Genomic DNA, 20,571 nt, shown 5'->3' with positions numbered 1-20,571 from the left:
GCTGCTTCTTCACGGGGAGGGGGCCTCGTCCAGGCGGTCGAGGTTGTCGGCGAGCTTGCGCAGCAGGCGGCTGAAACTGCGTTTGTCGGCGTCGCTGAAACCCGCGAATGCCGCGCTCACGCGGGGGAACAGCGGCGGCAGCAGCTTCTGCACGAAGCGCCGGCCGGCGGGGGTGATGCGGATGACCACGCGGCGGCGGTCCTCTTCGCTGGCGCCCCGGGTGATCAGCCCGCGCTTGACCAAGACGTTGGCGATCCGCGTCATGTTGGTGGCGCCCTGCGAGGTGTACTCGCACAGCTCACCCGGGGTGGAGCTGCCATCGGGGCGGCTGTACAGGATCATCAGCGTGAGGAAGTCGCTGTGGTTGATCTTGTTGGGCTTGAGCGCCTGCTCCACCGCTTCGTCGAAGGTCTGGCCGACCATCAGCAGCAGGCGGGTCAGGCGTGCCTCGGCCGCGGGCATGTCGGGAATGACCTGGCTGACCCGGCCGATGCCCTCGTCCATCATCGCGATACAGTCGCCCAGACGCGCCATTTCACCAGCTCATATTTCACCAGTGAACAAATTTAGCGGGCCCGGGCCGAGTAGGCAAGTGGCTCCTGTGCATCGCGGACGCCGGTGCGTGATCGCGCTCGGGCCGCGCCGGACGAGGACGCGATGACCGGCCTCAGCGTGACGGGGACAGGCCGAACAGGCGGCAGGCGTTGGCGGTGGTGGCGGCCGCGACCGCTTCCGAAGACTCCCCGCGCAGCTCGGCCACCACCCGCAACGTCTCGATCATCCGCGCGGGCTCGTTGCGCGCCCCTTGGTGGCCCGCGTTGGGTTGATCAGGCGCATCGGTCTCCAGCAGCAGGTGCCCGATCGGCATGCTCGACACCAGTTGACGCAGGCGCTTGGCTCGCGGGTAGGTCACCGGCCCGCCGATTCCCAGGTGGAATCCCATCTCGAAAAGCCGTTCGGCTTGCTGGTCGCTGCCCGCGAAGCTGTGGACTACGCCGCGCAGACCAGGGAAGCGCCGCAGGGTGAGCACTATTTCCTCCACCGCGCGGCGCGCATGGATGATGACCGGAAGGTCGAACTCGCCGGCGATCGCCAGCTGCGACTCGAAGTAATGCTGTTGCAGGAAGCGGTCGAGTCCGTCGACGTAGAAGTCCAGCCCGATCTCTCCGAGCGCGACGGCGCTGCCGTCGCGCAAGCGTTCGCGCAGGTCGTCCAGATGGTCGGGCTGGTGCTGCGCCAGGAACAGCGGATGCAGCCCATACGCGGGTACCAGTTCCGCATGGCGCTTGCACAACGCGGCGATACGCGGCCAGGACGCCGCATCGATGCCGGGGACCACCAGCAGTCGCACGCCCGCTTCGGCGGCGCGGGCCAGCACCTGCGCGCGGTCGCCGTCGAAACCGGCGTCGTCGATATGCACGTGGCTGTCGACCAGTAGCGGAGTCCCGGGAGCCGGATATGAGGGTTCCGTCACGCGTTCGTCACCAGGTTGGCCCGCCGGCATAAAATGTCTAGGTCGGATTCAGTATGGCGAAGGTTCAATGGTTTCGCAGGTGAATGGCGGGCGCATGGCGCGCTCCGCGCGCCGCGAAGAACGAAGGAGATAGGAGTCATGAACAGGTTGATGGTCAATGCGCTTCAGGTGGGGATCGCGGCTGCGCTCGCGATGGGCATTTCGGCTTGCAACCGCGATGCCAGCGCCGATGCGGGCCTGGCCAATGGTTCGTCCAGCGCCCTGGGCGGGGCATCCGGTGATGCCGCAGCCAAGTATGCACGCGTCGTGAGCGTCGATCCGGTACGCAGGACGGTGAACAACCCGCGCCAGGTGTGCCATGACGAAACGGTCACCAACAGCGAGCCGCCCAAGGACCAGCACCAGATCGCGGGTACGGCGATCGGCGCCGTCGCCGGTGGCCTGCTCGGCAACCAGATCGGTGGCGGCAGGGGCAGAACGCTCGCGACCGTGGCAGGCGCGGTCGCCGGCGGCTATGCCGGCAAGAAGGTTGAGGAAAGCCGCCAGCATGCCAACGTCACGACCTCGACCGAGCGCAAGTGCGAGACGGTCAACGACAGCAACTCCAAGGTGGTCGGCTACGACGTGCGCTACGAATACAACGGCGTCACCCGTACCGTGCGGATGGATCACGACCCCGGTGATCGCGTCCAAGTGCAGGAAGGCGTGGTCGCGGTTTCCGATGCTCACTGAAGGTAGGCACTAGGCACTATCGATGCGGTCCATGGACGGACCGCTCGCGATCACCGATCGACCGCACAACGGAGCCACGCCATGGCCGTTCTATCACGCAACATCGTCCTCGCCGGCGTATTGGCCGGTAGTCTCGCACTGGGGGGATGCGCCACGCCCTACGGCAACGGCGGCTATCGCGACCATGGCGGCTACCAGAGCTCTGGCTACGGATCCGCGCGCTGCCAGAACTGTGGCGTGGTGCAGGACGTCCAACAGGTATACGTGCAGGGCGAGGACCACGGCACGCTGGGGGCTGTGATCGGCGCAGTGGCCGGCGGTCTGCTGGGCAACCAGGTTGGCAAGGGCAATGGCCGCAAGGCGGCGACCGTTGTGGGCGCGGTGGCCGGCGGTGTGGTCGGCAACCAGGTCGGAAAGCGCAGCGGCGGTGGTGACCGGCCGGCATGGCGCGTCACGTTGCGGCTCGACAACGGCCAGTACGCCACGGTGACGCAGCTTGAGGACCCAGGGCTTCGGGTCGGCGACTACGCCCAGGTGCGCGGCGATCACGTCTATGCCATGTAGTTTCAGACGCCTATACGTCCAAAAAAAAGGCCCTCTTGCGAGGGCCTTTTTTGTGCCTGGCTTGCGCGTCTGGTCAGTTGACAGCGTAGAAGCGGTGCTCGCCGATGGTGGTGCCGGTGTGGTTGAGCGACCAGTCGGGTGCGATGGCCACGGTGGCGAAGTGATCGGCGTGCGGCACCAGCAGCTGGCGCTGCGCAAGCGGCAACGCCCAGTTTTCCATCGACGTGCCGGCGACCTTCCACGCCTTTGCGAAGGCGGCGAAGTTGGTGATGTCGTACGAACCGGGCGTGGCGGTGATGGCGAACTGATGCGGTGCGGCGACCACCTTGCAAACGGTGTCACCCCAACGGCCGCGTTCGCGACGCCGCAGCGCAACCTCTGCTACTGCAAGCTGACCGATGGTCGTCTCGCTGCGTGCCTCCAAGTACACGGTCGTCGCCAGGCAGGCCTGGTCTGCGACCGGCTGTGGCAGGACGGACGTCAACCACAACAGCATGGAAAGTTTCATTCTGCCTCCAGCGTGCTGTACGTGCGGGATGAAGAATCCATCTCGTACGCCGTTGCGGTGGACGGGCGGGCAGGCCGTTCCACCTGGATGAATCGCCGCGACCGAAACCAAGTCGCGACGCTTTGCCACGGGATTGTGGCGTTCGGCCGGAAACGAGCCGGCTTAAGGCATTGCGCGCACTGCCAATCGCGACCATGCGTGGTCCGTTCGAAGGCGGCTGCTGCTTTGATTGTTCCGCACGTGGCGGTCGTTCCATCCGGCGGTGGTTTGCCGGGTCGCGCCGATCCGGACCCCTCCGGTTCGTCGCGTGCACTGATATCCGTAGGCGATGGACATCATCGAAAGTCGGCGGGAGCGTAGTGGCCGTCACCGTCGCTGGCAAGTGCCAGGACGGGCCGATTCATATTCGACTCACGTTCATCCATTTCGCATGGCGGACGAGTGAATGCTGACGCCGACATCGATTTTCGCGATCGTGAGCAAACGCGGTTCGACCGCCATGCGCAGACCACGGCTTCGTGAAAATCAGGAATTCGTGAGCGCGGCGTGACACCAGCCATCCGTTATGCGTCGCCACTGTGGATTCCGCCAAATCCCAGATTGTGCTGTCGGCGAAGACGTCATTGCCGCACACGTATCGCAACGACGATCACTTGGCCCTGACGGCTCATGATTTGCTCGATACGTTCTTTCCCGACACCAACAGCGTGGAGTCGGCAAGGACGCAAGGTAGGGTGCGTTCCCACATCCAGCGCACAGGTGGTAGGCCTGTGCCGCGTTGGCAGGCGACAAGCCAAGCATCGGGAACTTCGCGACTACGTAGCCGCATCGTGGAAGATGATTCCCAGCGTGTGGCGGCGGCCGCTGCGCAGCCGGCTCACGCCGTGGCGCAGGTTCGCGCGGTAATAGCCGCGGGAACCGCGCACCGGACGATGGTGAACGGCAAAGACCACGGCGTCGCCCAGGGCCAGCGGCACGACTTCGGCCCGCGATTGCAGGCGCGGGCGCTGCTCGGTGAGCACGAACTCGCCGCCGGTGAAATCCCGTCCGGGCTCGGACAGCAGCACGGCCAGCTGCAGTGGAAACACATGCTCGCCGTAGAGATCCTGGTGCAGGCAGTTGTAGTCGCCGGTCTGGTATTGCAGCAGCAATGGCGTGGCGCGGCGCTGGCCCGCGGCGTGGCAGCGTTCAAGGAACTGGGCATGCGTGGGCGGATAGCGCACGTCCAGGCCCATCGCCTCGTTCCATCGGTTCGCCAGCGGCACCAGCTGCGGATAAACCGCCGTGCGGAGCGCGTGCACCACCGCGGGCAGCGGATAATCGAAGTACCGGTATTCGCCGCGGCCGAAGCCATGCCGGGCCATCACCACGCGGCTGCGGAAGCGTTCCGGCTCCGAGTAGAGCGACGCCAGCGTCCGGCAGGTCTCGGCGGCCAGGAGCGCCGGGAGCACCGCCTGGCCATACGCGTCCAGAGCGGCATGCACGGCAGTCCAGTCCACGGCCCGCAGGGCAGTCAGCGGATCGTCTCGGTCTGGAGCAGGTGCGGGCGGGTTGGTCATGGCGCCAGTCTGGAGCTCTCCTGTGACGGACACCCTCCGGTTCTTGCGCTCAGCGCTCCTCGGCCTCGTCGCTGCGCACCTGGGCATGACTGATCAGGGCGAAGATGCAACTGCCGCCGACGATGTTGCCTGCCAGCGTCGGCAATGCGAAGTGCCATGCGAAGGCCGCCAGCGAAAGCCCGTGCGCGAACACCAGGTAGAGCACCTCCACCGAGCCGACGATGATGTGGGTGAAGCCGCCCAGCGCGATCAGGTAGGTGGTGAGCACGATCACGGTGATCTTCGCGTGCTCCGCCGCCGGCAGCAGCCACACCATGGTGGCGATCAACCAGCCGGCGACGATGCCCTTGGTGAACATCTGCAGCGGCGAGTTGCCCATCATCTCGGTGCCGATGCCCAGCAAGGCATCCTGCGTGGCCTGGTCGAACAGCCGCATGTGCAGGATGCCGTAGGCGAACAGGCCGGTGCCGATCAGGTTGCCGGCGAACACCACCGACCACAGTCGCAACAGCGAGACGAGCGTGCCTAGGCTCGGATGGGTCATCAGCGGCAGCACGGCGGTCATCGTGTTTTCGGTGAACAGCTGCTGGCGGGCGAGGATCACCACCAGAAATCCGAACGGATAGCCCAGGCTCTCGATCATGAAGCCGAAGCCTGCAGGCGCGCCGACCAGGTAACGGTGCAACAGGCCGCGCGCGAGCATCGAGAAGCCCATCGACAGCCCGGCCGCCAGCGCCGACCAGCACAGCGCGGCGATGCCGCGGCCCAGTTCCTCCTCGCCTTCGAGACGGATGGTTTCATGCAGAACGGCCACCCGCGGCGGGCGTTTCTGCTCGACCTCGCCCTGTTCCTTGCGCGACAGCGAAAAGCCCTCGCTGGCGCCGGAAGCGCGGTGGTCCTCGCGTCGGTTCTTCTGCATGCCGAGCCCTCGGAAGCGGAGCCTGCCAAGCTACGTGGCGTTGCGTAACCACGGCGTGGTCGAGGCACGTATCGAGCGCGATCCCCGTGCCCTCGGGGCGTTCGGCGGCTCGGGCAAGGCTGCGCCAGTACGATCAACTCCCTGGATGAGCCTGCCGCCGGCGCAACGGCCTCATTGACTGGGGCGCGGATGCCTGGGTTAGGCTAGCGCCGGGGAATTTCAGGGGAGTGCGCGTCATGCGCTGGCGACTCGTCGTGGCTTGGCTGCTGGCCGGCTGTGCAGGCCCGGCATGGGCGGGCCAACTGGTGGTGCGGGTCAGCGATTCGGGCGGCCACGCCGTGGGCGACGCGGTGGTGAGCCTGGTGACGGCGGCCCCGGCATCCGATCCGGCGCCCCGGCCGGTGACCCGCTATGTCGACCAACGCAACGAGACTTTCATCCCTTACGTGCAGGTGCTGCATCCGGGCGACCGGGTGGTGTTCCGCAACAGCGACGGCACCCGCCACCATGTCTACTCCTTCTCCGAGGCCAAGGCGTTCGAGTTCCTGCTGCGTCCGGGCGAGAGCTCGCCGCCGCTGACCCTGGACAAGACCGGTCTGGTCGCGGTCGGCTGCAACATCCACGACCACATGATCGCCTACCTGGTGATCACCTCCGGGCAGGCGCTGGTGACGCCCCCGCAAGGACAGGTGGTATTCGAGCACCTGCCGCCCGGACATTACACGGTCGAGGTGTGGCATCCGCAATTGCGCCCCGGCCAGGTACCACCGAGCGTCGAAGCGAACGTGGCCGAGGACGCGCCGGCGCACGCGGAATTCGCGCTGTCGCTTATCCCGGACCCTCGCGGGTTCGCCGATCGCGAGCACCTGGATTACTAGGTCCCATGCGCGTCGGCTTCCGCCTCCGCCTTGCGCTGTTCTTCGTCGCCACGCTCGTGACGGTGCAGTTGCTCACCGCCGCGCTGGTCTACGGCGTCACGCGCCGCGCCATGGTCAGCGAGGGCGAGCGCCGGCTGGCGTTCAATGCGCAGGCCTTCGTGGCGCAGATGGACGACCTGTCGGCGCGCGTGGCGGGCAATGTCGAAGTGCTTTCGCTCGACTACGCACTGCGTTCGGCGATCGCCGAGCGCGACCATGGCACGGTGTTTTCCGTGCTGCGCAACCACGGCCGGCGGGTCGGCGCATCGCGCATGCAACTGGTCGGCCTGGACGGGTTGGTCGAGGTCGACACCGCCGACACGCGCATCGGCGGACAGCGTTTCGCCTTTCCCGATCTGGCCGAACATGCGTTCGACCGGCGCACCGCAGCCGTGGTCACGCTGCAGGCGAAGGCGTACTGGGTGGTGGTCGTGCCGATCTACGCGCCACAGCCCGTTGGCCTGGTGGTGGTGTACGTGCCGCTGGACAGCGCGCTGCTCGATCACCTGCGCAAGCTGTCGGCGTTGCCCGGTGACATCGAGCTGGCGGTACGGCCGGCCGGCTCGCCGTGGCGCACCGTCGCCCAGAGCCTCACCCATGCAGGGCTGGTCGCCAGCCTGGGCGGGCAGGAGCTGCCGGCACGGCCCTCCGTACGCCTCGTGAGCGGCCACGAATACCTCGTGCTGGCGCAGCCGTTGAGCCAGCCTCACAGCGCCGAGCCCGTAGTGGCCGTGCTCGGCTATTCGCTGGAGGACGCGCTGCGGCCGTTCCGGTCGGTGGCGATCGCCTGGGCGCTGCTGCTCGCGCTGGGCCTGGCGCTGGGCCTGATCGGCGCCTGGCTGGCCGCGCGCAGCGTGTCCCGTCCGGTGGAGTCGCTCGCCGACGCGGCGCGGCGGATCGAGGCGGGCGACTATCACACGCTGCCCAGCCTCGACCGGCGCGACGAGCTGGGCCAGCTCGCAGCGGCCTTCGGCACCATGGCCGAGGCGGTGCGCCAGCGCGAGGAGCGCATCCGCGAGCAGGCCTTGCACGACCACGTGACCGGCCTGCCCAATCGCGTGGCCATCGAAAACACGATCGACCGTGTCCGCGAGGCCGGCTTCGGCCGTGGCGCGCTGCTGATGGTGGGCCTCACGCGCGTGCCCGACATCATCAAGACGATGGGGCACGGGCTCTACGACCGGCTGATGCGCGAGGTCAGCGGGCGGCTGGGCCGCGTCGCCGCGCGGGCCTGCCTGGCGCGTGCCACCGACACCCAGTTCGTCGCCTGGCTGCCGGACGCGGACCGCAACGAAGCGATGGCGTCGGCGCTGCGCCTCCTCGATGCGCTCGGCACCCCGTACGTCGAGGCGGACGTCAGCATCGACACCTTGCCTGCGATAGGCATCGCGATGTATCCGGACGACGGCCTGCAGGCCTCGGTGCTGCTGCGCCACGCCGAGGTGGCCCAGTTCGCCGCCAGCGGTACCAGCCGGCCGCTGGCCTTCTACGACGCGGCGACCGACCCGCACCGTGCCGAACGCTTGTCGCTGATGGGGGAGCTGCGCGAAGCGCTGGACCACGGCCAGCTGGTGCTGCACTACCAGCCAAAGCTGGAGCTGGCCACGCGCCGCATCGACGGCGTCGAGGCGCTGGTGCGCTGGCACCATCCGCGCCGCGGCGCCGTGCCGCCGCAGGACTTCATCGGCATGGCCGAGGACACCGGCAACATCCAGCGGCTCACCCGGTGGGCGCTCGCTGCCGGCATCGCGCAGGCCAGCCGCTGGCATGCCTGCGGCCTGGCGTTGAAGGTGGCGATCAACCTTTCGGCGCGGGACCTGGCCGAAGTGGAACTGCCGCTGCGCATCGGGCGGCTGCTCTCCATCCATGGACTGCCGGCCGAGCTGCTCACCGTGGAGATCACCGAGCGCGCGGTGATCGGCGAGCCGGAAAAAGCCATGCGTGTACTGCGCGGCCTGGCCGACATGGGTGTGGGCATCGCGGTGGATGACTTCGGCGTGGGCCAATCCGCCTTCGCCTACCTGCGCCACCTGCCGGTGAGCGAACTGAAGATCGACCAGACCTTCATCCGGCACCTGGCCCGCGACGCGGGCGATCAGACCATCGTGCGCTCCATCGTCGAGCTGGGCCACCGGCTGGGCTATCAGGTCACCGCCGAAGGCGTGGAGGACGTCCGCGCGCTGGAGCAACTGGCCGCGATCGGCTGCGACCATGCCCAGGGCTATTTCATCGCCCGCCCGCTGCCGGCCGGGGAACTGGCCGGGTTCGCGCGGGCCGGCGTCGCGTGAGCCGTCGCCCGGGCCTGCGCCCGCTGGCATGGGTTTGTCTTGGTATGCTGCCGCTCGCGGCACGGGCGCAGGATGTGAGCCTGCACGGTTACATCGACACCCGCCTGGTCGTGGCGCCGGCCGAGCAAAGCTGGGTGGACGGCGGTCTGGGCAAAAGCCGCTACGGTGGCGCCAGTGACCGACTGCGCTTCGGCGGCGCGGCCCTGGCGGGTACGGCGCAGTTGACGCCCTCGTTGCTCGCGTTCGCAGGCGTGCAGTTGCAGGACCGCGATCGCGCCGACGTCGATGTGCTGGAGGCCTGGCTGCGCTGGCGCCCGATGTCGACCACGCGCTGGCGTGGATCGGTGCAGGCGGGCGCATTCTTTCCGCCGGTCTCGCTGGAGAACGATGCCATCGGCTGGACCAGCCCGTGGACGCTCACGCCGTCGGCGATCAACAGCTGGGTCGGCGAGGAGCTGCGCGCCGTGGGCGCCGAGGTGCGCATCGAACGGCGCGGCGCCGTCGCCACCTGGGAGCTGCGCGGTGCGCTGTTCCAGCGCAACGATCCGGCGGGCAACCTGCTGGCGATCCGCGGCTGGTCGCTGAGCGACCTAACCTACGGACTGGGCAGCCGCTTGCGCGAGCCGGATGCCTACGTGCGCGACGAAGGCGACGAACCGCCGGTGCGCTACGACCCGTTCCGCCGCATCGGCCAGCACTGGGGCAACTACGTCCAGGCCAGCTGGCGTGCGCGCGGCTGGGGCCGGGTCAGCCTGATGCACTACGACAACCATGCCGATCCCGCTGCATGGGCGCCCTATGCCGGCGGGGATCGCCTGTACGCCTGGCGGACCCGCTTCTGGAGCCTGGGCGCCACCGCGGAAACCGGCCCGATCCAATGGATTGCTCAGGCGATGGACGGCGACACGGTCATCGAACCGGTCGCGAACCGCTCCTTTGCCACCCGCTACCGTGCCGCCTTCGTACTGGCCGGCTGGAACCGTGGCGCCTGGCGCCCGGCCTTGCGGCTGGACCATTTCAGTACGCGCGATCCATCCGCCGTGCCGGGCGCGCATGCGGGTGAGCACGGCAACGCGGTCACCGCCGCACTCAATTGGCGCCCGCACGACTGGTTGCGGCTGACCCTCGAGGCGCTGCGCATCGACAGCACGCGCACCGCCCGCGCCGACTACGGCCTGCCGCCCCGCAGCCGCGGCACCCAGGTGCAACTGAGCGCCCGGCTGTTCTACTGACGACGGGTTCCTGCCGTTTCCCCGCTACGCCGAGGCCGCACCGTATCCGGCCATGGCGGCGCTTTGCTATCCTTCGCCGTTCCCGTCAGCGCCCGTACGGGCGCCACTACCACGGCCATACGTTTCATGATCGAGACCAATCCGATCCTTGCGCAGATCGCGGACCTCACGGACCGCGTCGAGTCGCTTAGGGGGTATCTTTGACTACGCCACCAAGCGTGAGCGCCTCGAAGAAGTAAGCCGCGAGCTGGAAAGCCCCACCGTCTGGGACGACCCGCCGCGCGCGCAGGAACTGGGCCGCGAACGCGCCCGCCTGGACACCGTGGTCACCGGCATCGACGAGCTCACCGCCGGCCTGTCCGACGCCAAGGAACTGCTGGAGATGGCCGCGGCCGACGGCGACGAGGACACCGTCCGCTCGGTCGCCGACGACGTGGAGAAACTCGAGGCCCGCGTCGGCAAGCTCGAGTTCCAGCGCATGTTCTCCGGCAAGATGGATTCGGCCAACGCCTTCGTCGACATCCAGGCCGGCGCCGGCGGCACCGAGGCGCAGGACTGGGCCGAGATGCTGCTGCGCATGTACCTGCGCTGGGCCGAGTCGCGCGGCTGGAAGGTCGAGATGATGGAAGTCTCCGGCGGCGAAGTTGCGGGCATCAAGTCGGCCACCTTCCGCGTCGAGGGCGACTACGCCTACGGCTGGCTGAAGACCGAGATCGGCGTGCATCGCCTGGTGCGCAAGAGCCCGTTCGACTCGGACAACCGCCGCCACACCAGCTTCACCTCCGTGTTCGTCTCGCCCGAGGTCGACGACGACATCGACATCGAGATCAACCCGGCCGACCTGAAGACCGACGTCTACCGCTCCTCCGGCGCCGGCGGCCAGCACGTCAACAAGACCGAGTCGGCGGTGCGCATCACCCACGTGCCCAGCGGCGTGGTGGTGGCCTGCCAGACCGAGCGCAGCCAGCACGCCAACCGCGACCGCGCCATGAAGATGCTGGCGGCCAAGCTGTACGAGCTGGAACTGCAGAAACGCAATGCCGAGAAGGACGCGCTGGAAGCGACCAAGTCCGACATCGGCTGGGGCAGCCAGATCCGCAACTACGTGCTCGACCAGAGCCGCATCAAGGACCTGCGCACGGGCGTCGAACGTTCGGATACGCAGAAGGTGCTCGACGGCGACCTGGACGAGTTCATCGAGGCGAGCCTGAAGTCCGGCCTGGACGCCGGCGCCAAGCGCATCGACGCCTGATTCCGATCATCGGCGATCCGATCACTGACGAGGTGACCTGCATGAACGGCAAGACCATCGGCACGCTCCTGTTTGCCTGCGCCGGGCTGGTCGCGGTCGGCGCGGCCGCGCAGGCGCAAGGCAGCGTCGGTCAGTCCATCAAGCAGGACGCCAAGGCCGTCGGCCACGGCGTGGCCGATGGCGCGCGCGACATCGGCCATGCGACCAGGCGCGTTGCCAAGAAGGTGGGGCACGGCGCGAAGGAGGCCGGCGTCGGCATCGGCCATGGCGCGAAGAAGGCCGGCATCGCGGTCGGCCATGGCGCACGCGAGGGCTGGGACGCCACCAAACATGGTGTCAAGCAGGTATTCGACTAGAGCGACGGCGCCTGCACAAACGCGTTTTCCCAAATTCCATGACCAGCCACGAGACATTCGCTGCCCGGCACCGGCCGGCAGCCACGGAACCCTCCATGAGCGAAGCCACCGATAGCCTGCCCGTCGACGAGAACAAGCTGATCGCCGAGCGCCGCGAGAAACTCAAGGGCCTGCGCGGGCAGGGCATCGCCTTCCCCAACGATTTCAAGGTCGACGCCTTTGCGGGCGATCTGCGCGACGAGTTCGCCGACCAGGATGCCGGAGCCATTGACGCGGCCGCGCGGCGCGTGAAGGTGGCCGGGCGCATCGTGCTCAAGCGCGTGCAGGGCAAGGTGAGCTTCGTGCAGATGCAGGACTTCACCGGCCGTATCCAGCTGTTCGTCCACCAGGGCACGGTGGGCGGGGAAACCTACGAGGCGTTCAAGGGCTGGGACGTGGGCGACATCGTGGGCGCCGAGGGCCAGCTGATGCGCACCAAGACCGGCGAGCTGTCGGTCAAGGTGGAAAGCCTGCGCCTGCTGACCAAGAGCCTGCGCCCGTTGCCGGACAAGTTCCACGGCCTGGCCGACGTGGAGCAGCGCTACCGCCAGCGCTACGTCGACCTGATCGTGACCGAGGAGGCGCGCCGCACCTTCGCGCTGCGCTCGAAGATCATCGGCTTCATGCGCAAGTGGCTGGAAGCCGAACCGCGCCGCTTCATGGAAGTGGAGACGCCGATGATGCACGTCATTCCCGGCGGCGCCACGGCCAAGCCCTTCGTCACCCACCACAACGCGCTGGACATGGACCTGTACCTGCGCGTGGCGCCGGAGCTGTACCTGAAGCGCCTGGTCGTGGGCGGCTTCGACCGCGTCTACGAGATCAACCGCAACTTCCGCAACGAGGGCGTGTCGACCCGGCACAATCCCGAGTTCACCATGCTGGAGCTCTACCAGGCCTACGCCACCTACCACGAGATCATGGACCTCACCGAGGCGGTGATCCGCGAGACGGCGAAGAACGTGCTGGGCACCACCGAGCTCACCTGGGAAGGCGCGCAGATCGACGTCGGTCCCGCCTTCCGCCGCTGGCGCATGGAAGACGCGGTGCTGGAGCACAACCCGCAGATCCGGCGCGAAGAGCTGCGCGACCGCGAGGCGCTGGCCGTGCATGCGGCGCGGCTGCGCATCCAGGTCAAGCCGGGCTACGGCTGGGGCAAGCTGCTGCTGGAGATCTTCGAGAAGACCGTCGAGCACACGCTGGTGCAGCCGACCTTCATCACCGACCACCCCGTCGAGGTTTCGCCGCTGGCGCGCGAGAGCGACACCGACCCGGGCATCACCGACCGCTTCGAGCTCTTCATCAACGGCAAGGAGATCGCCAACGGCTTCTCCGAGCTCAACGACCCGGAAGACCAGGCCGCCCGCTTCAAGGCGCAGGTCGAGGCCAAGGAATCGGGCGACGACGAGGCCATGCACTTCGACGCCGACTACATCCGCGCGCTGGAAGTGGGCCTGCCGCCGACCGGCGGCCTGGGGATAGGCATCGACCGCCTGGTCATGCTGCTGACCGGCTCGGCCTCGATCCGCGACGTGCTGCTGTTCCCCTACATGCGTCCGGAAGCCTAGGCCGCTCCACCGGCAGGCCACCGTCACCGGCCGAGGTGGCCCTGCGCGCACGATGCCGGCCGATCTCGCGGGGCCGATGGCATGACCGCCGGCAGGGCGGCATGGCCGGGTCTCAGACCAGCCCGAGGTCGTTCGGCCGTGCGCCGGGAAACACGTGTTCTACCTGCCCGGCGGACAGGCCCCAAAGACGACGGAACACGCCGCCCAGCACGTCGCGGTAGTTGTTGAGCACGGGATAGTCGCGGTTCTGCAGCAGGTTCCCCGCCGTCACCGCCACCTGCTCGCCGGCGACGCGGCCGCCGGCGACGCGGCCGCCCATCAGCCAGTAGGCCGTGCCGTGGCCGTGGTCCGTGCCCTTGTCGCCGTTCTCGCGGAAGGTTCGCCCGAACTCGGAGATGACTACCACGACGGTGTTGTTCCACTCCGCGCCCAGCGCTTCGCCGAAGGCGGCGAGGCCGGCGCTGAGATTGGTCAGGCTGGTCGCCAGCCGGCCCGTGGCGGCGCCCTGGTTGACGTGGGTATCCCAGCCGCCCACGTCGACGAAGCCGAGCCGGTACTTGCCGAGCATGAGTGCGGCCATGCGCCGGGCCTGCGTCACGAAGCTCGCAGCACCGGGCGCGCCGCGGCTGGCGGCCAGCATTTCCTCCTGCCGGTCCTGCGCGACTTCCTGCTGCAGGGCGAGGCCCTCGTGGGCGGCCGGCGCGAGCGCGGTGTCCTCGTACATGCCGGCCAGGATGGACGCCTGGCGCGCATCGAATCGCGCATGGCCGCCTCCGCCGAGCGCGATGTTGGGCACCGGGCCGCCGCCCTGGAGGCTCAGGGGCAGGCTGCGGGTGAAAGCGATCGGCGGCACGCCCGTGAGCAGGCCGGACAGCCGCGCGAGGAAGCCGGAACGGTCGTGCCCGTGCATGCCTCCGGCCTGGCCCGACTCGATGTCGTCCTGCGTTTCGAAATGGCTGCGCGAGAGGTCGGCGGTGCCGGCGAACGGCACGAAGGCGAGCTGCTTGCGCTGCCAGTAGGGCAACAGCGCATCGCGCGCCGCGGGGCCCAGCGCCCATTGCGCATCCAGCGCCACGGCGGCATCCGGGCGGGCGCCGTCGGGGCGCGCGATCGCCAGGTTCGGGCGCGATTCGTAATAGAAGTCGCTGCCGTAGGGCACCAGCAGGTGATTGCAGTCGTAGCCGCCGCGCAGGAACACCAGCAGGAAGCGCGGCGTGTCCGCGGGCGCCGCAAACAGGCGCCCGGAGAAGCCGAGCGCGGGCGCGCAGAGGAGGGTGGTCGCGGCGGAGCGCAGGAACTGGCGGCGGTCCATGGGATGTCCTCGCATCAGCGGTAGTTGAACTCGGGCGAGGCGAGCAGGAAGGCGTTCCATTCCTGTCGCGAGCCGGCCTGGGCCAGCGCGGCACGGGTGCGCGCGGACAACCGCGGCGCCAGCACCGCCTGGTAGAGCGGTCCGTCCAGCGCCGGAACCGCTTGCGCGTCCTTCCACAAGCCGCGGCCGTTGCCGATCGCGCGCGCGACGGCAAAGCGTTCGGTCATCTGCCCGGCGCTGGACCAGCTCGCGCCGTCCAGCGGCCAGCCGTCGGGAGTGGGACGTCCGAACAGCGGCTCGCCCAACTGGGCAAGCCAGCGGGCGATGGGGCTGGCATCGTCCACCGGGCGGCCGTCGGCCACGAAGCGCACCGCCGAGACCACGAACTGCGTGGGGTCCTTGAACTTGCCGCCGCGCGCGGCGATCAGTTCCGGCGAGCTGAACATGGTGCGCAGCACCTGGGCGATATCGCCGTCGCTGTGCTGGAAGGTCTGCGCCATGCGCTCGACCAGCGCGGGCGGCGGCGTATCGGCCACGAAATATTCCGCCAGTTGACGCGAGACGAACCGCGCGCAGGCCGGCTGGCTCACGATCAGGTCGACCGCCCGGCGCACCTCGTCGAAGCCGCCGCCGCGCAGGTGCTGGCCGAGCAGCTGCTTGTCGCCGTCGTCGTGCCGGCGGGGAACGAAGGCGGCCAACCCGTCCCCCAGCGGCAGGGGGCCGCGGCGGCCGCGGCCGCGCGGTCCGTCCACCTGCATCGGTGCCAGGCCCACGCCGGTGAGGATGCGCGCCAGCTGTTGCACGTCCTGCTGGGTATAGCCCGCGTCCACGCCCAGCGTGTGCAGTTCCATCAGCTCGCGTGCGTAGTTCTCGTTGAGCTTGTCGCTGGCGTTCTGCGCATTGTCCAGGTAGACCAGCATGGCCGGACTCTGCAGCGTGGCCATCACCAGGTCGCGGAACTTGCCCAGGGCATGCGGGCGGATGCTGTGCTCGGCGTAGTCGGCCACCAGCCAGTTCACCTCGCCCTTGCGGGCGAACACGCTGAAATGGTTGAGCCAGAACCACACCATCTGTTCCTTGAGCTGGTTGGGACCGTACACCGCGTGCAGCAGCACGTCCTCGCGCGCCTGTTCGGCCAGCGCGTTGCCCTGCTGGCGCAGTGTCTTGCGGGCTTCACGCTTGTCCGGGTCCGGCAGCGTGCGCAACCGGCGGCGGGCGTCCCCGAGGGTGGCGGCCAGCGCGGCGGGCGTGAGGCGGGCGATGTCCATGGCATCGACCTGCGCCCGGATCGGCGCCGGCAAGGTATCGCCCAGCCGGTCGTCCAACTGGGCGTCGAGCAGGCCCTCGCGACCCAGCCGTCGGTACTGGGCCAACGCCGTGCTGTCCACGCCGAAGCCGTCCCGCTGCAGCCAGGCGATGGCGTCGGGCGGCAGAGGCGCATCCGCGGCCTGCAGCGGACCGGCGCCCAGCGCCACGATGGCGGCGATCCACGCGATGCCGCGGCAAGAGCGGGCGACACGGGTGATCAGGCGCATGGCTGGACCTCGATGGCTGGGGGCAGGCAGCGCTAACGCAGCCAGGGCCATCGGGATGACACGCCAGCGCCGCAAGCCGCGCGCCCGTCCGCTACCATGGCGGTTTCCGTCGAAGGTTTTCACGCCATGTGGTTCTGCATCATCGCCAAGGATCATCCCGACACGCTGGAGCGCCGGCTGGCCGCACGCGGCGCGCACCTGGAACGGTTGACCGCCTTGCAGGATGCCGGCCGCCTGCTGCTGGCCGGGCCGTTCCCGGCGATCGAAGCAGAGAACCCGGGCCCGGCCGGCTTCACCGGCAGCCTGATCATCGCCGAATTCCCCAGCCAGGCCGAGGCGCAGGCCTGGGCTGGGGCCGATCCCTACGTGGCGGCCGGCGTCTATGCGGACGTGAGCATCAAGCCGTTCCGCAAGACCCTGCCGTGAGCGAGGCGATGGCCGAGCAGATCCGCCGGCGCCTGGCCGACGCGCTGGCGCCGGTCGAGCTGGAGGTGCTCGATGAAGGCCACAAGCACGCCGGCCACGCCAACGAGGGCAAGGGCCACTTCCACGTGCGCATCGTCAGCCCGACCTTCGCCGGCGTGCTGCCGATCCGGCGCCATCGCATGGTGTACGCCGCGCTGGAAGGCCTGATGGACCGCGGCATCCACGCGCTTTCCATAGACGCCAAGGCACCGTAGCAAGCAATTTCATATACTTGCGATACTTTCCTCCAGCTTGTTGCCACGTCGGATTCGCATTGCGACCACGCCCGGCGTTTGGCACAGTGACCCGTCGCCCGATCCATCGCGGGCCCGATTCTGTTGAGCCCGCATGCGCCTGACCACGATCAAACTCGCCGGATTCAAGTCCTTCGTCGATCCCACCACGCTGCACCTGCCGACCAACATGACCGGCGTGGTCGGGCCCAACGGCTGCGGCAAGTCCAACATCATCGATGCGATCCGCTGGGTGATGGGCGAGAGCGCGGCCAGCCGCCTGCGCGGCGACTCGCTCACCGACGTGATCTTCTCCGGCTCCAACGCGCGCAAGCCGGTGGGGCAGGCCACCGTCGAGCTGATCTTCGACAACGCCGACGGCACGGTGCAGGGCGAGTACGCGCAGTACGCGGAGATCTCGGTCAAGCGCCAGGTGACGCGCGACGGGCAGTCGTCCTACTTCCTGAACGGCGCGCGCTGCCGCCGCCGCGACATCACCGACATCTTCCTCGGCACCGGCCTGGGTCCGCGCAGCTACTCGATCATCGAGCAGGGCATGATCAGCCAGATCATCGAGGCGCACCCGGAAGAACTGCGCACGCACCTGGAGGAGGCCGCCGGCATCTCCAAGTACAAGGAGCGCCGCAAGGAGACCGAGAGCCGCATCAAGTCCACGCGCGAGAACCTCGACCGCGTCAAGGACGTGCGCGACGAGGTGGACAAGCAGCTCGAGCACTTGAACCGCCAGGCCCGCGCCGCCGAACGCTGGAAGGCGCTGAAGGAAGAACAGACCCGCAAGGAGGCCGAACTGCGCGCGCTGGAATACCGCGCGTTGAAGGGCCAGCACGAGGGCGAGGGCGAGGGCCTGTCCGCCGCCGAGATCGAGATCGAGAAGCAGCTTGCCGGCCAGCGTCAGATCGAGGCGCAGCTCGAATCCGTGCGCGAGCGCCACACCGGCGCCGCCGAGCACCTCAACGAAGTGCAGGCCGAGGTCTACAAGGTCGGCGCCGAGATCGCGCGCGTCGAGCAGCAGGTGCGCTTCAACAAGGAAACCGCCGAGCGCCTGCAGCGCGCCCAGGGCGAGGCCGAGCGCGAGTACGGCGAGCTGTCCGCGCACATCGCCAACGACCGCGAGCAGGTCGAAACGCTGCGCCTGGCGCTGGCCGAGGGCGAGCCCAAACTCGAAGCCCTGCAGCAGATGCAGGACGACACCGCCGAAGCCGCGCGCAGCACCGAATCCAAACTGGCCGACTGGCAGCAGCGCTGGGACGCCTATACGCGCACCGCCGGCGAGTCCAGCCGCGCCGCGGAAGTCGAACGCACCAAACTCAATTACCTGGACCGCCAGGCGATCGACCTGTCCCGCCGCCGCGAGGCGCTGGAAGCCGAGCAGAAGGCCACCGACGTGGCCGCGCTCGACGCCGCCGCCGAACAGTTGCACGTCGAGCACGACACCCAGCGCGAGCGCGTCGAGTCGCTCGGCGGCCTGCTCGACCAGCACAAGCTCGCCCACGAGAAGGTGCTGGACGAAGAGCGGCAGCTGCAGTCCTCGCTCAACGAGGCGCGCCAGCAGTTGCAGAGCGCGCGCGGCCGCCTGTCTTCGCTGGAAGCCTTGCAGCATGCCGCGCTGGGCCAGGAAGAAAGCGCCGCCAGCGGCTGGCTGGCCGGCCTGGGCCTGGACAAGGCTCGCCGCCTCGGCGAATCGCTGCAGGTCGACGCCGGCTGGGAGTCGGCGGTGGAAACCGTGCTGGCCGGCCTGCTCGACGGCGTGCTGGTCGACGACCCGCTCGCCCTCGCCGGCGACTTCGGCGCGCTTGGCGACGCCGACCTCGCGCTTCTGGCCGTGGCCGAAGGCGGGCAGGGCGCCGAGGGTACGCTGGCCGCCAAGGTGCGCGGCCCGGTCGCGGCGCAGCGCCTGCTCACGCAGGTGCGCACCGCCGAAACGCTGGAGGAGGCGCGCAACCGCGTCGGCTCGCTGGCCGACGGCCAGTCCATCATCACCCGCGACGGCGAATGGCTGGCGCCGCAATGGGCGCGCATCCGCCGCGCCCAGGGCAACCAGGTCGGCGTGCTGGCGCGCGAGCGCGAGATCCGCCTGCTGGCCGGGCAGATCGAGACGCTGGAAGCGCAACTGGAGGAATCCACCGTCCGCCTGGACGAACTGCGCACCGCCAAGTTCGAGACCGAGCGCGCCCGCGACGATGCCCAGCGCGAGCTCTACAACGCCCATCGCCGCCAGTCGGAACTGGCCGGCCAGTTGCAGAGCCATCGCGGCAAGGTGGAAACCGCCCGCGCCCGTGCCGAGAAGGTGGCCGGCGAGCTGTCCACGCTGGTCGAGCAGCTGGACGAGCTGCAGACGCAGACCCGCGAGGCGCGCGCGCGCCTGGACGAGTCGGTCAACCACATGGGCGACCTGGAAGACCAGCGCCGCGAGCTGGAAAACGAGCGCCGCGCGCTGCTCGAGGCGCGCGAGGAAGCCCGCATGAACGCCCGCGAGGCCGCCGACCAGGCGCACGCGCTGGCGCTGTCGATGGAGTCCAAGCGCTCCTCGCTGGCCTCACTGGAACAGGCGCTGGCGCGTCTGGATACGCAGCTGCGCCAGGTCGACGCCCGCCGCAGCGAGATCGCCGAGCAGCTCGCCGCCGGCTCCGATCCGATCGCCGAACTGGAAGCCGAACGCCAGACCTATCTCGACCAGCGCCTGCTGGTGGACCGGCAACTGGTCGAGGCGCGCCGCGCGCTGGAAGACTGCGACATCGAATTCCGCAAGCTCGAGCAGCAGCGCCACCTTGCCGAACAGGGCCTGGCCAAGCTGCGCGATAGCGTCTCGGAGAAGCGTCTCGCCGCGCAGGCCCTGCAGATGCGCGCCGACCAGCTCGCCGAAGCGATCGCCGCCTCCGGCCTGGAGCTCGAGCCGCTGCTCGCCGAACTGCCCGCGGAAGCCGACGCCAGCCAGTGGCGCACGCAGCTCTCCGACCTGGCGCAGAAGATCGTGCGGCTGGAGCCGGTCAACCTGGCCGCGATCCAGGAACACGCCGAACAGAGCGAGCGCAAGACCTACCTGGACAACCAGCTCGCGGACCTCAACAGCGCGATGGAAACACTGGAGGGCGCGATCAAGAAGATCGACCGCGAGACGCGCCAGCGCTTCAAGGAGACCTTCGACAAGGTCAACGCCGGCGTGCAGGAGCTGTTCCCGCGCCTGTTCGGTGGCGGCCACGCCTACCTGGAGCTGACCGGCGACGACCTGCTCAACACCGGCGTGTCGATCATGGCGCGCCCGCCGGGCAAGCGGCCGTCCAACATCTCGCTGCTCTCCGGCGGCGAGAAGGCGCTCACCGCGGTGTCGCTGGTGTTCGCCATCTTCAATCTGAATCCGGCGCCGTTCTGCCTGCTCGACGAGGTGGACGCGCCGCTGGACGAGGCCAACGTCGGCCGCTTCTCCAACATGGTCAGGGAGATGAGCGAGAAAGTGCAGTTCATCTTCGTCAGCCACAACAAGGCGACCATGGAAGCGGCCAGCCAGCTCTGCGGCGTGACCATGCGCGAGCCCGGCGTGTCGCGCCTGGTGCAGGTGGACCTGGCCGAAGCGGCTAAACTGGCCGGAGCTGCGTGAGG

General features: G+C 68.8%; 18 protein-coding genes. 11 read left to right on the top strand and 7 right to left on the bottom strand.

All coding sequences use genetic code 11. From position 1 onward, the window contains the following. Nucleotides 1–9: 9 nt before the first annotated feature. Together VGU03_RS10680 and VGU03_RS10675 are read right to left on the bottom strand one after the other, a co-directional pair. Entirely contained in the window at nucleotides 10–534 is a 525-nt protein-coding gene (locus VGU03_RS10680) for a MarR family winged helix-turn-helix transcriptional regulator (protein ID WP_327480369.1), read from the bottom strand. Between the two features lie 133 nt (nucleotides 535–667). Next, a complete protein-coding gene (locus VGU03_RS10675) occupies nucleotides 668–1,474 on the bottom strand; it encodes a TatD family hydrolase (RefSeq protein ID WP_327480368.1) in 807 nt (268 codons plus the stop codon). 138 nt (nucleotides 1,475–1,612) lie between these two features. Here VGU03_RS10675 and VGU03_RS10670 point away from each other — a divergent pair, with 138 nt between their 5' ends. Both VGU03_RS10670 and VGU03_RS10665 read left to right on the top strand, forming a co-directional pair. Continuing rightward, nucleotides 1,613–2,206 (top strand): glycine zipper 2TM domain-containing protein, encoded by a 594-nt coding sequence (locus VGU03_RS10670; RefSeq protein ID WP_327480367.1) that lies wholly within the window; start codon nucleotides 1,613–1,615, stop codon nucleotides 2,204–2,206. 81 nt (nucleotides 2,207–2,287) lie between these two features. Continuing rightward, complete coding sequence (locus tag VGU03_RS10665) at nucleotides 2,288–2,770, top strand: glycine zipper 2TM domain-containing protein (RefSeq protein WP_327480366.1); 483 nt, start codon at nucleotides 2,288–2,290, stop codon at nucleotides 2,768–2,770. Nucleotides 2,771–2,843: 73 nt separating this feature from the next. On the opposite strand, the gene VGU03_RS10660 is transcribed toward VGU03_RS10665, so the two are convergent. The 3 genes from VGU03_RS10660 to VGU03_RS10650 form a co-directional block, all read right to left on the bottom strand. Beyond that, nucleotides 2,844–3,278 (bottom strand): cell wall hydrolase, encoded by a 435-nt coding sequence (locus VGU03_RS10660; RefSeq protein ID WP_327480365.1) that lies wholly within the window; start codon nucleotides 3,276–3,278, stop codon nucleotides 2,844–2,846. Nucleotides 3,279–4,093: 815 nt separating this feature from the next. Continuing rightward, a complete protein-coding gene (locus VGU03_RS10655; protein WP_327480364.1) occupies nucleotides 4,094–4,837 on the bottom strand; it encodes a 2OG-Fe(II) oxygenase in 744 nt (247 codons plus the stop codon). 49 nt (nucleotides 4,838–4,886) lie between these two features. Then, complete coding sequence (locus tag VGU03_RS10650) at nucleotides 4,887–5,756, bottom strand: formate/nitrite transporter family protein (protein ID WP_327480363.1); 870 nt, start codon at nucleotides 5,754–5,756, stop codon at nucleotides 4,887–4,889. A gap of 236 nt (nucleotides 5,757–5,992) precedes the next feature. On the opposite strand from VGU03_RS10650, the gene VGU03_RS10645 reads away from it, so the two are divergent. The 6 genes from VGU03_RS10645 (at nucleotide 5,993) to lysS (ending at nucleotide 13,408) form a co-directional block, all read left to right on the top strand. Further along, a complete protein-coding gene (locus VGU03_RS10645; RefSeq protein WP_327480362.1) occupies nucleotides 5,993–6,634 on the top strand; it encodes a methylamine utilization protein in 642 nt (213 codons plus the stop codon). Between the two features lie 5 nt (nucleotides 6,635–6,639). Next, nucleotides 6,640–8,961, top strand: a complete 2,322-nt coding sequence (locus VGU03_RS10640) for a putative bifunctional diguanylate cyclase/phosphodiesterase (protein ID WP_327480361.1) — start codon at nucleotides 6,640–6,642, stop codon at nucleotides 8,959–8,961. Next, nucleotides 8,958–10,193, top strand: coding sequence for a hypothetical protein (locus VGU03_RS10635; RefSeq protein ID WP_327480360.1), 1,236 nt, complete (start codon nucleotides 8,958–8,960; stop codon nucleotides 10,191–10,193). The genes VGU03_RS10640 and VGU03_RS10635 overlap by 4 nt, the downstream gene beginning before the upstream one ends. 126 nt (nucleotides 10,194–10,319) lie before the next feature. Further along, a protein-coding gene (gene prfB, locus VGU03_RS10630; RefSeq protein WP_327480359.1) for a peptide chain release factor 2 occupies nucleotides 10,320–11,445 on the top strand; the annotation gives its coding sequence in 2 pieces (ribosomal slippage) (nucleotides 10,320–10,394 and nucleotides 10,396–11,445; 1,125 coding nt in all). 41 nt (nucleotides 11,446–11,486) lie between these two features. Continuing rightward, the gene (locus VGU03_RS10625; protein ID WP_327480358.1) at nucleotides 11,487–11,801 is read left to right on the top strand and encodes a hypothetical protein; all 315 of its coding nucleotides are present in this window, start codon (nucleotides 11,487–11,489) and stop codon (nucleotides 11,799–11,801) included. 95 nt (nucleotides 11,802–11,896) lie between these two features. Beyond that, on the top strand, nucleotides 11,897–13,408 hold the full coding sequence (gene lysS / locus VGU03_RS10620) for a lysine--tRNA ligase (protein ID WP_327480357.1): 1,512 nt from the start codon (nucleotides 11,897–11,899) through the stop codon (nucleotides 13,406–13,408). Nucleotides 13,409–13,520: 112 nt separating this feature from the next. Here the strand turns inward: lysS and VGU03_RS10615 are convergent, their stop codons facing one another. Continuing rightward, complete coding sequence (locus tag VGU03_RS10615; RefSeq protein ID WP_327480356.1) at nucleotides 13,521–14,720, bottom strand: DUF1501 domain-containing protein; 1,200 nt, start codon at nucleotides 14,718–14,720, stop codon at nucleotides 13,521–13,523. 14 nt (nucleotides 14,721–14,734) lie between these two features. Next, nucleotides 14,735–16,255, bottom strand: a complete 1,521-nt coding sequence (locus VGU03_RS10610; RefSeq protein ID WP_327480355.1) for a DUF1800 domain-containing protein — start codon at nucleotides 16,253–16,255, stop codon at nucleotides 14,735–14,737. 126 nt (nucleotides 16,256–16,381) lie between these two features. Between VGU03_RS10610 and VGU03_RS10605 the strand changes: the two genes are divergently transcribed. The 3 genes from VGU03_RS10605 (at nucleotide 16,382) to smc (ending at nucleotide 20,569) form a co-directional block, all read left to right on the top strand. Further along, nucleotides 16,382–16,681: a YciI family protein gene (locus tag VGU03_RS10605; RefSeq protein WP_327480354.1), complete on the top strand. Its 300-nt coding sequence runs from the start codon at nucleotides 16,382–16,384 to the stop codon at nucleotides 16,679–16,681. Nucleotides 16,682–16,689: 8 nt separating this feature from the next. Further along, complete coding sequence (locus tag VGU03_RS10600; RefSeq protein WP_327480976.1) at nucleotides 16,690–16,935, top strand: BolA family protein; 246 nt, start codon at nucleotides 16,690–16,692, stop codon at nucleotides 16,933–16,935. A 133-nt stretch (nucleotides 16,936–17,068) separates the two neighbouring features. Beyond that, nucleotides 17,069–20,569 (top strand): chromosome segregation protein SMC, encoded by a 3,501-nt coding sequence (smc, locus tag VGU03_RS10595; RefSeq protein ID WP_327480353.1) that lies wholly within the window; start codon nucleotides 17,069–17,071, stop codon nucleotides 20,567–20,569. The last annotated feature ends 2 nt before the right edge of the window (nucleotides 20,570–20,571 follow it).

Source organism: Frateuria sp. (assembly GCF_035944355.1).
GTDB lineage: Bacteria > Pseudomonadota > Gammaproteobacteria > Xanthomonadales > Rhodanobacteraceae > Frateuria_A.
The sequence above is the reverse complement of the archived record's forward strand: the minus strand, read 5'-3'. Positions and strand labels throughout refer to the sequence as shown.

Coding starts and splice junctions, on each gene's coding strand:
- VGU03_RS10680 (WP_327480369.1), bottom strand. CDS start 534: ATGGCGCGTCTGGGCGACTGTATCGCGATGATGGACGAGGGCATCGGC.
- VGU03_RS10670 (WP_327480367.1), top strand. CDS start 1,613: ATGAACAGGTTGATGGTCAATGCGCTTCAGGTGGGGATCGCGGCTGCG.
- VGU03_RS10665 (WP_327480366.1), top strand. CDS start 2,288: ATGGCCGTTCTATCACGCAACATCGTCCTCGCCGGCGTATTGGCCGGT.
- VGU03_RS10660 (WP_327480365.1), bottom strand. CDS start 3,278: ATGAAACTTTCCATGCTGTTGTGGTTGACGTCCGTCCTGCCACAGCCG.
- VGU03_RS10655 (WP_327480364.1), bottom strand. CDS start 4,837: ATGACCAACCCGCCCGCACCTGCTCCAGACCGAGACGATCCGCTGACT.
- VGU03_RS10650 (WP_327480363.1), bottom strand. CDS start 5,756: ATGCAGAAGAACCGACGCGAGGACCACCGCGCTTCCGGCGCCAGCGAG.
- VGU03_RS10645 (WP_327480362.1), top strand. CDS start 5,993: ATGCGCTGGCGACTCGTCGTGGCTTGGCTGCTGGCCGGCTGTGCAGGC.
- VGU03_RS10640 (WP_327480361.1), top strand. CDS start 6,640: ATGCGCGTCGGCTTCCGCCTCCGCCTTGCGCTGTTCTTCGTCGCCACG.
- VGU03_RS10625 (WP_327480358.1), top strand. CDS start 11,487: ATGAACGGCAAGACCATCGGCACGCTCCTGTTTGCCTGCGCCGGGCTG.
- lysS (WP_327480357.1), top strand. CDS start 11,897: ATGAGCGAAGCCACCGATAGCCTGCCCGTCGACGAGAACAAGCTGATC.
- VGU03_RS10615 (WP_327480356.1), bottom strand. CDS start 14,720: ATGGACCGCCGCCAGTTCCTGCGCTCCGCCGCGACCACCCTCCTCTGC.
- VGU03_RS10610 (WP_327480355.1), bottom strand. CDS start 16,255: ATGCGCCTGATCACCCGTGTCGCCCGCTCTTGCCGCGGCATCGCGTGG.
- VGU03_RS10605 (WP_327480354.1), top strand. CDS start 16,382: ATGTGGTTCTGCATCATCGCCAAGGATCATCCCGACACGCTGGAGCGC.
- VGU03_RS10600 (WP_327480976.1), top strand. CDS start 16,690: ATGGCCGAGCAGATCCGCCGGCGCCTGGCCGACGCGCTGGCGCCGGTC.
- smc (WP_327480353.1), top strand. CDS start 17,069: ATGCGCCTGACCACGATCAAACTCGCCGGATTCAAGTCCTTCGTCGAT.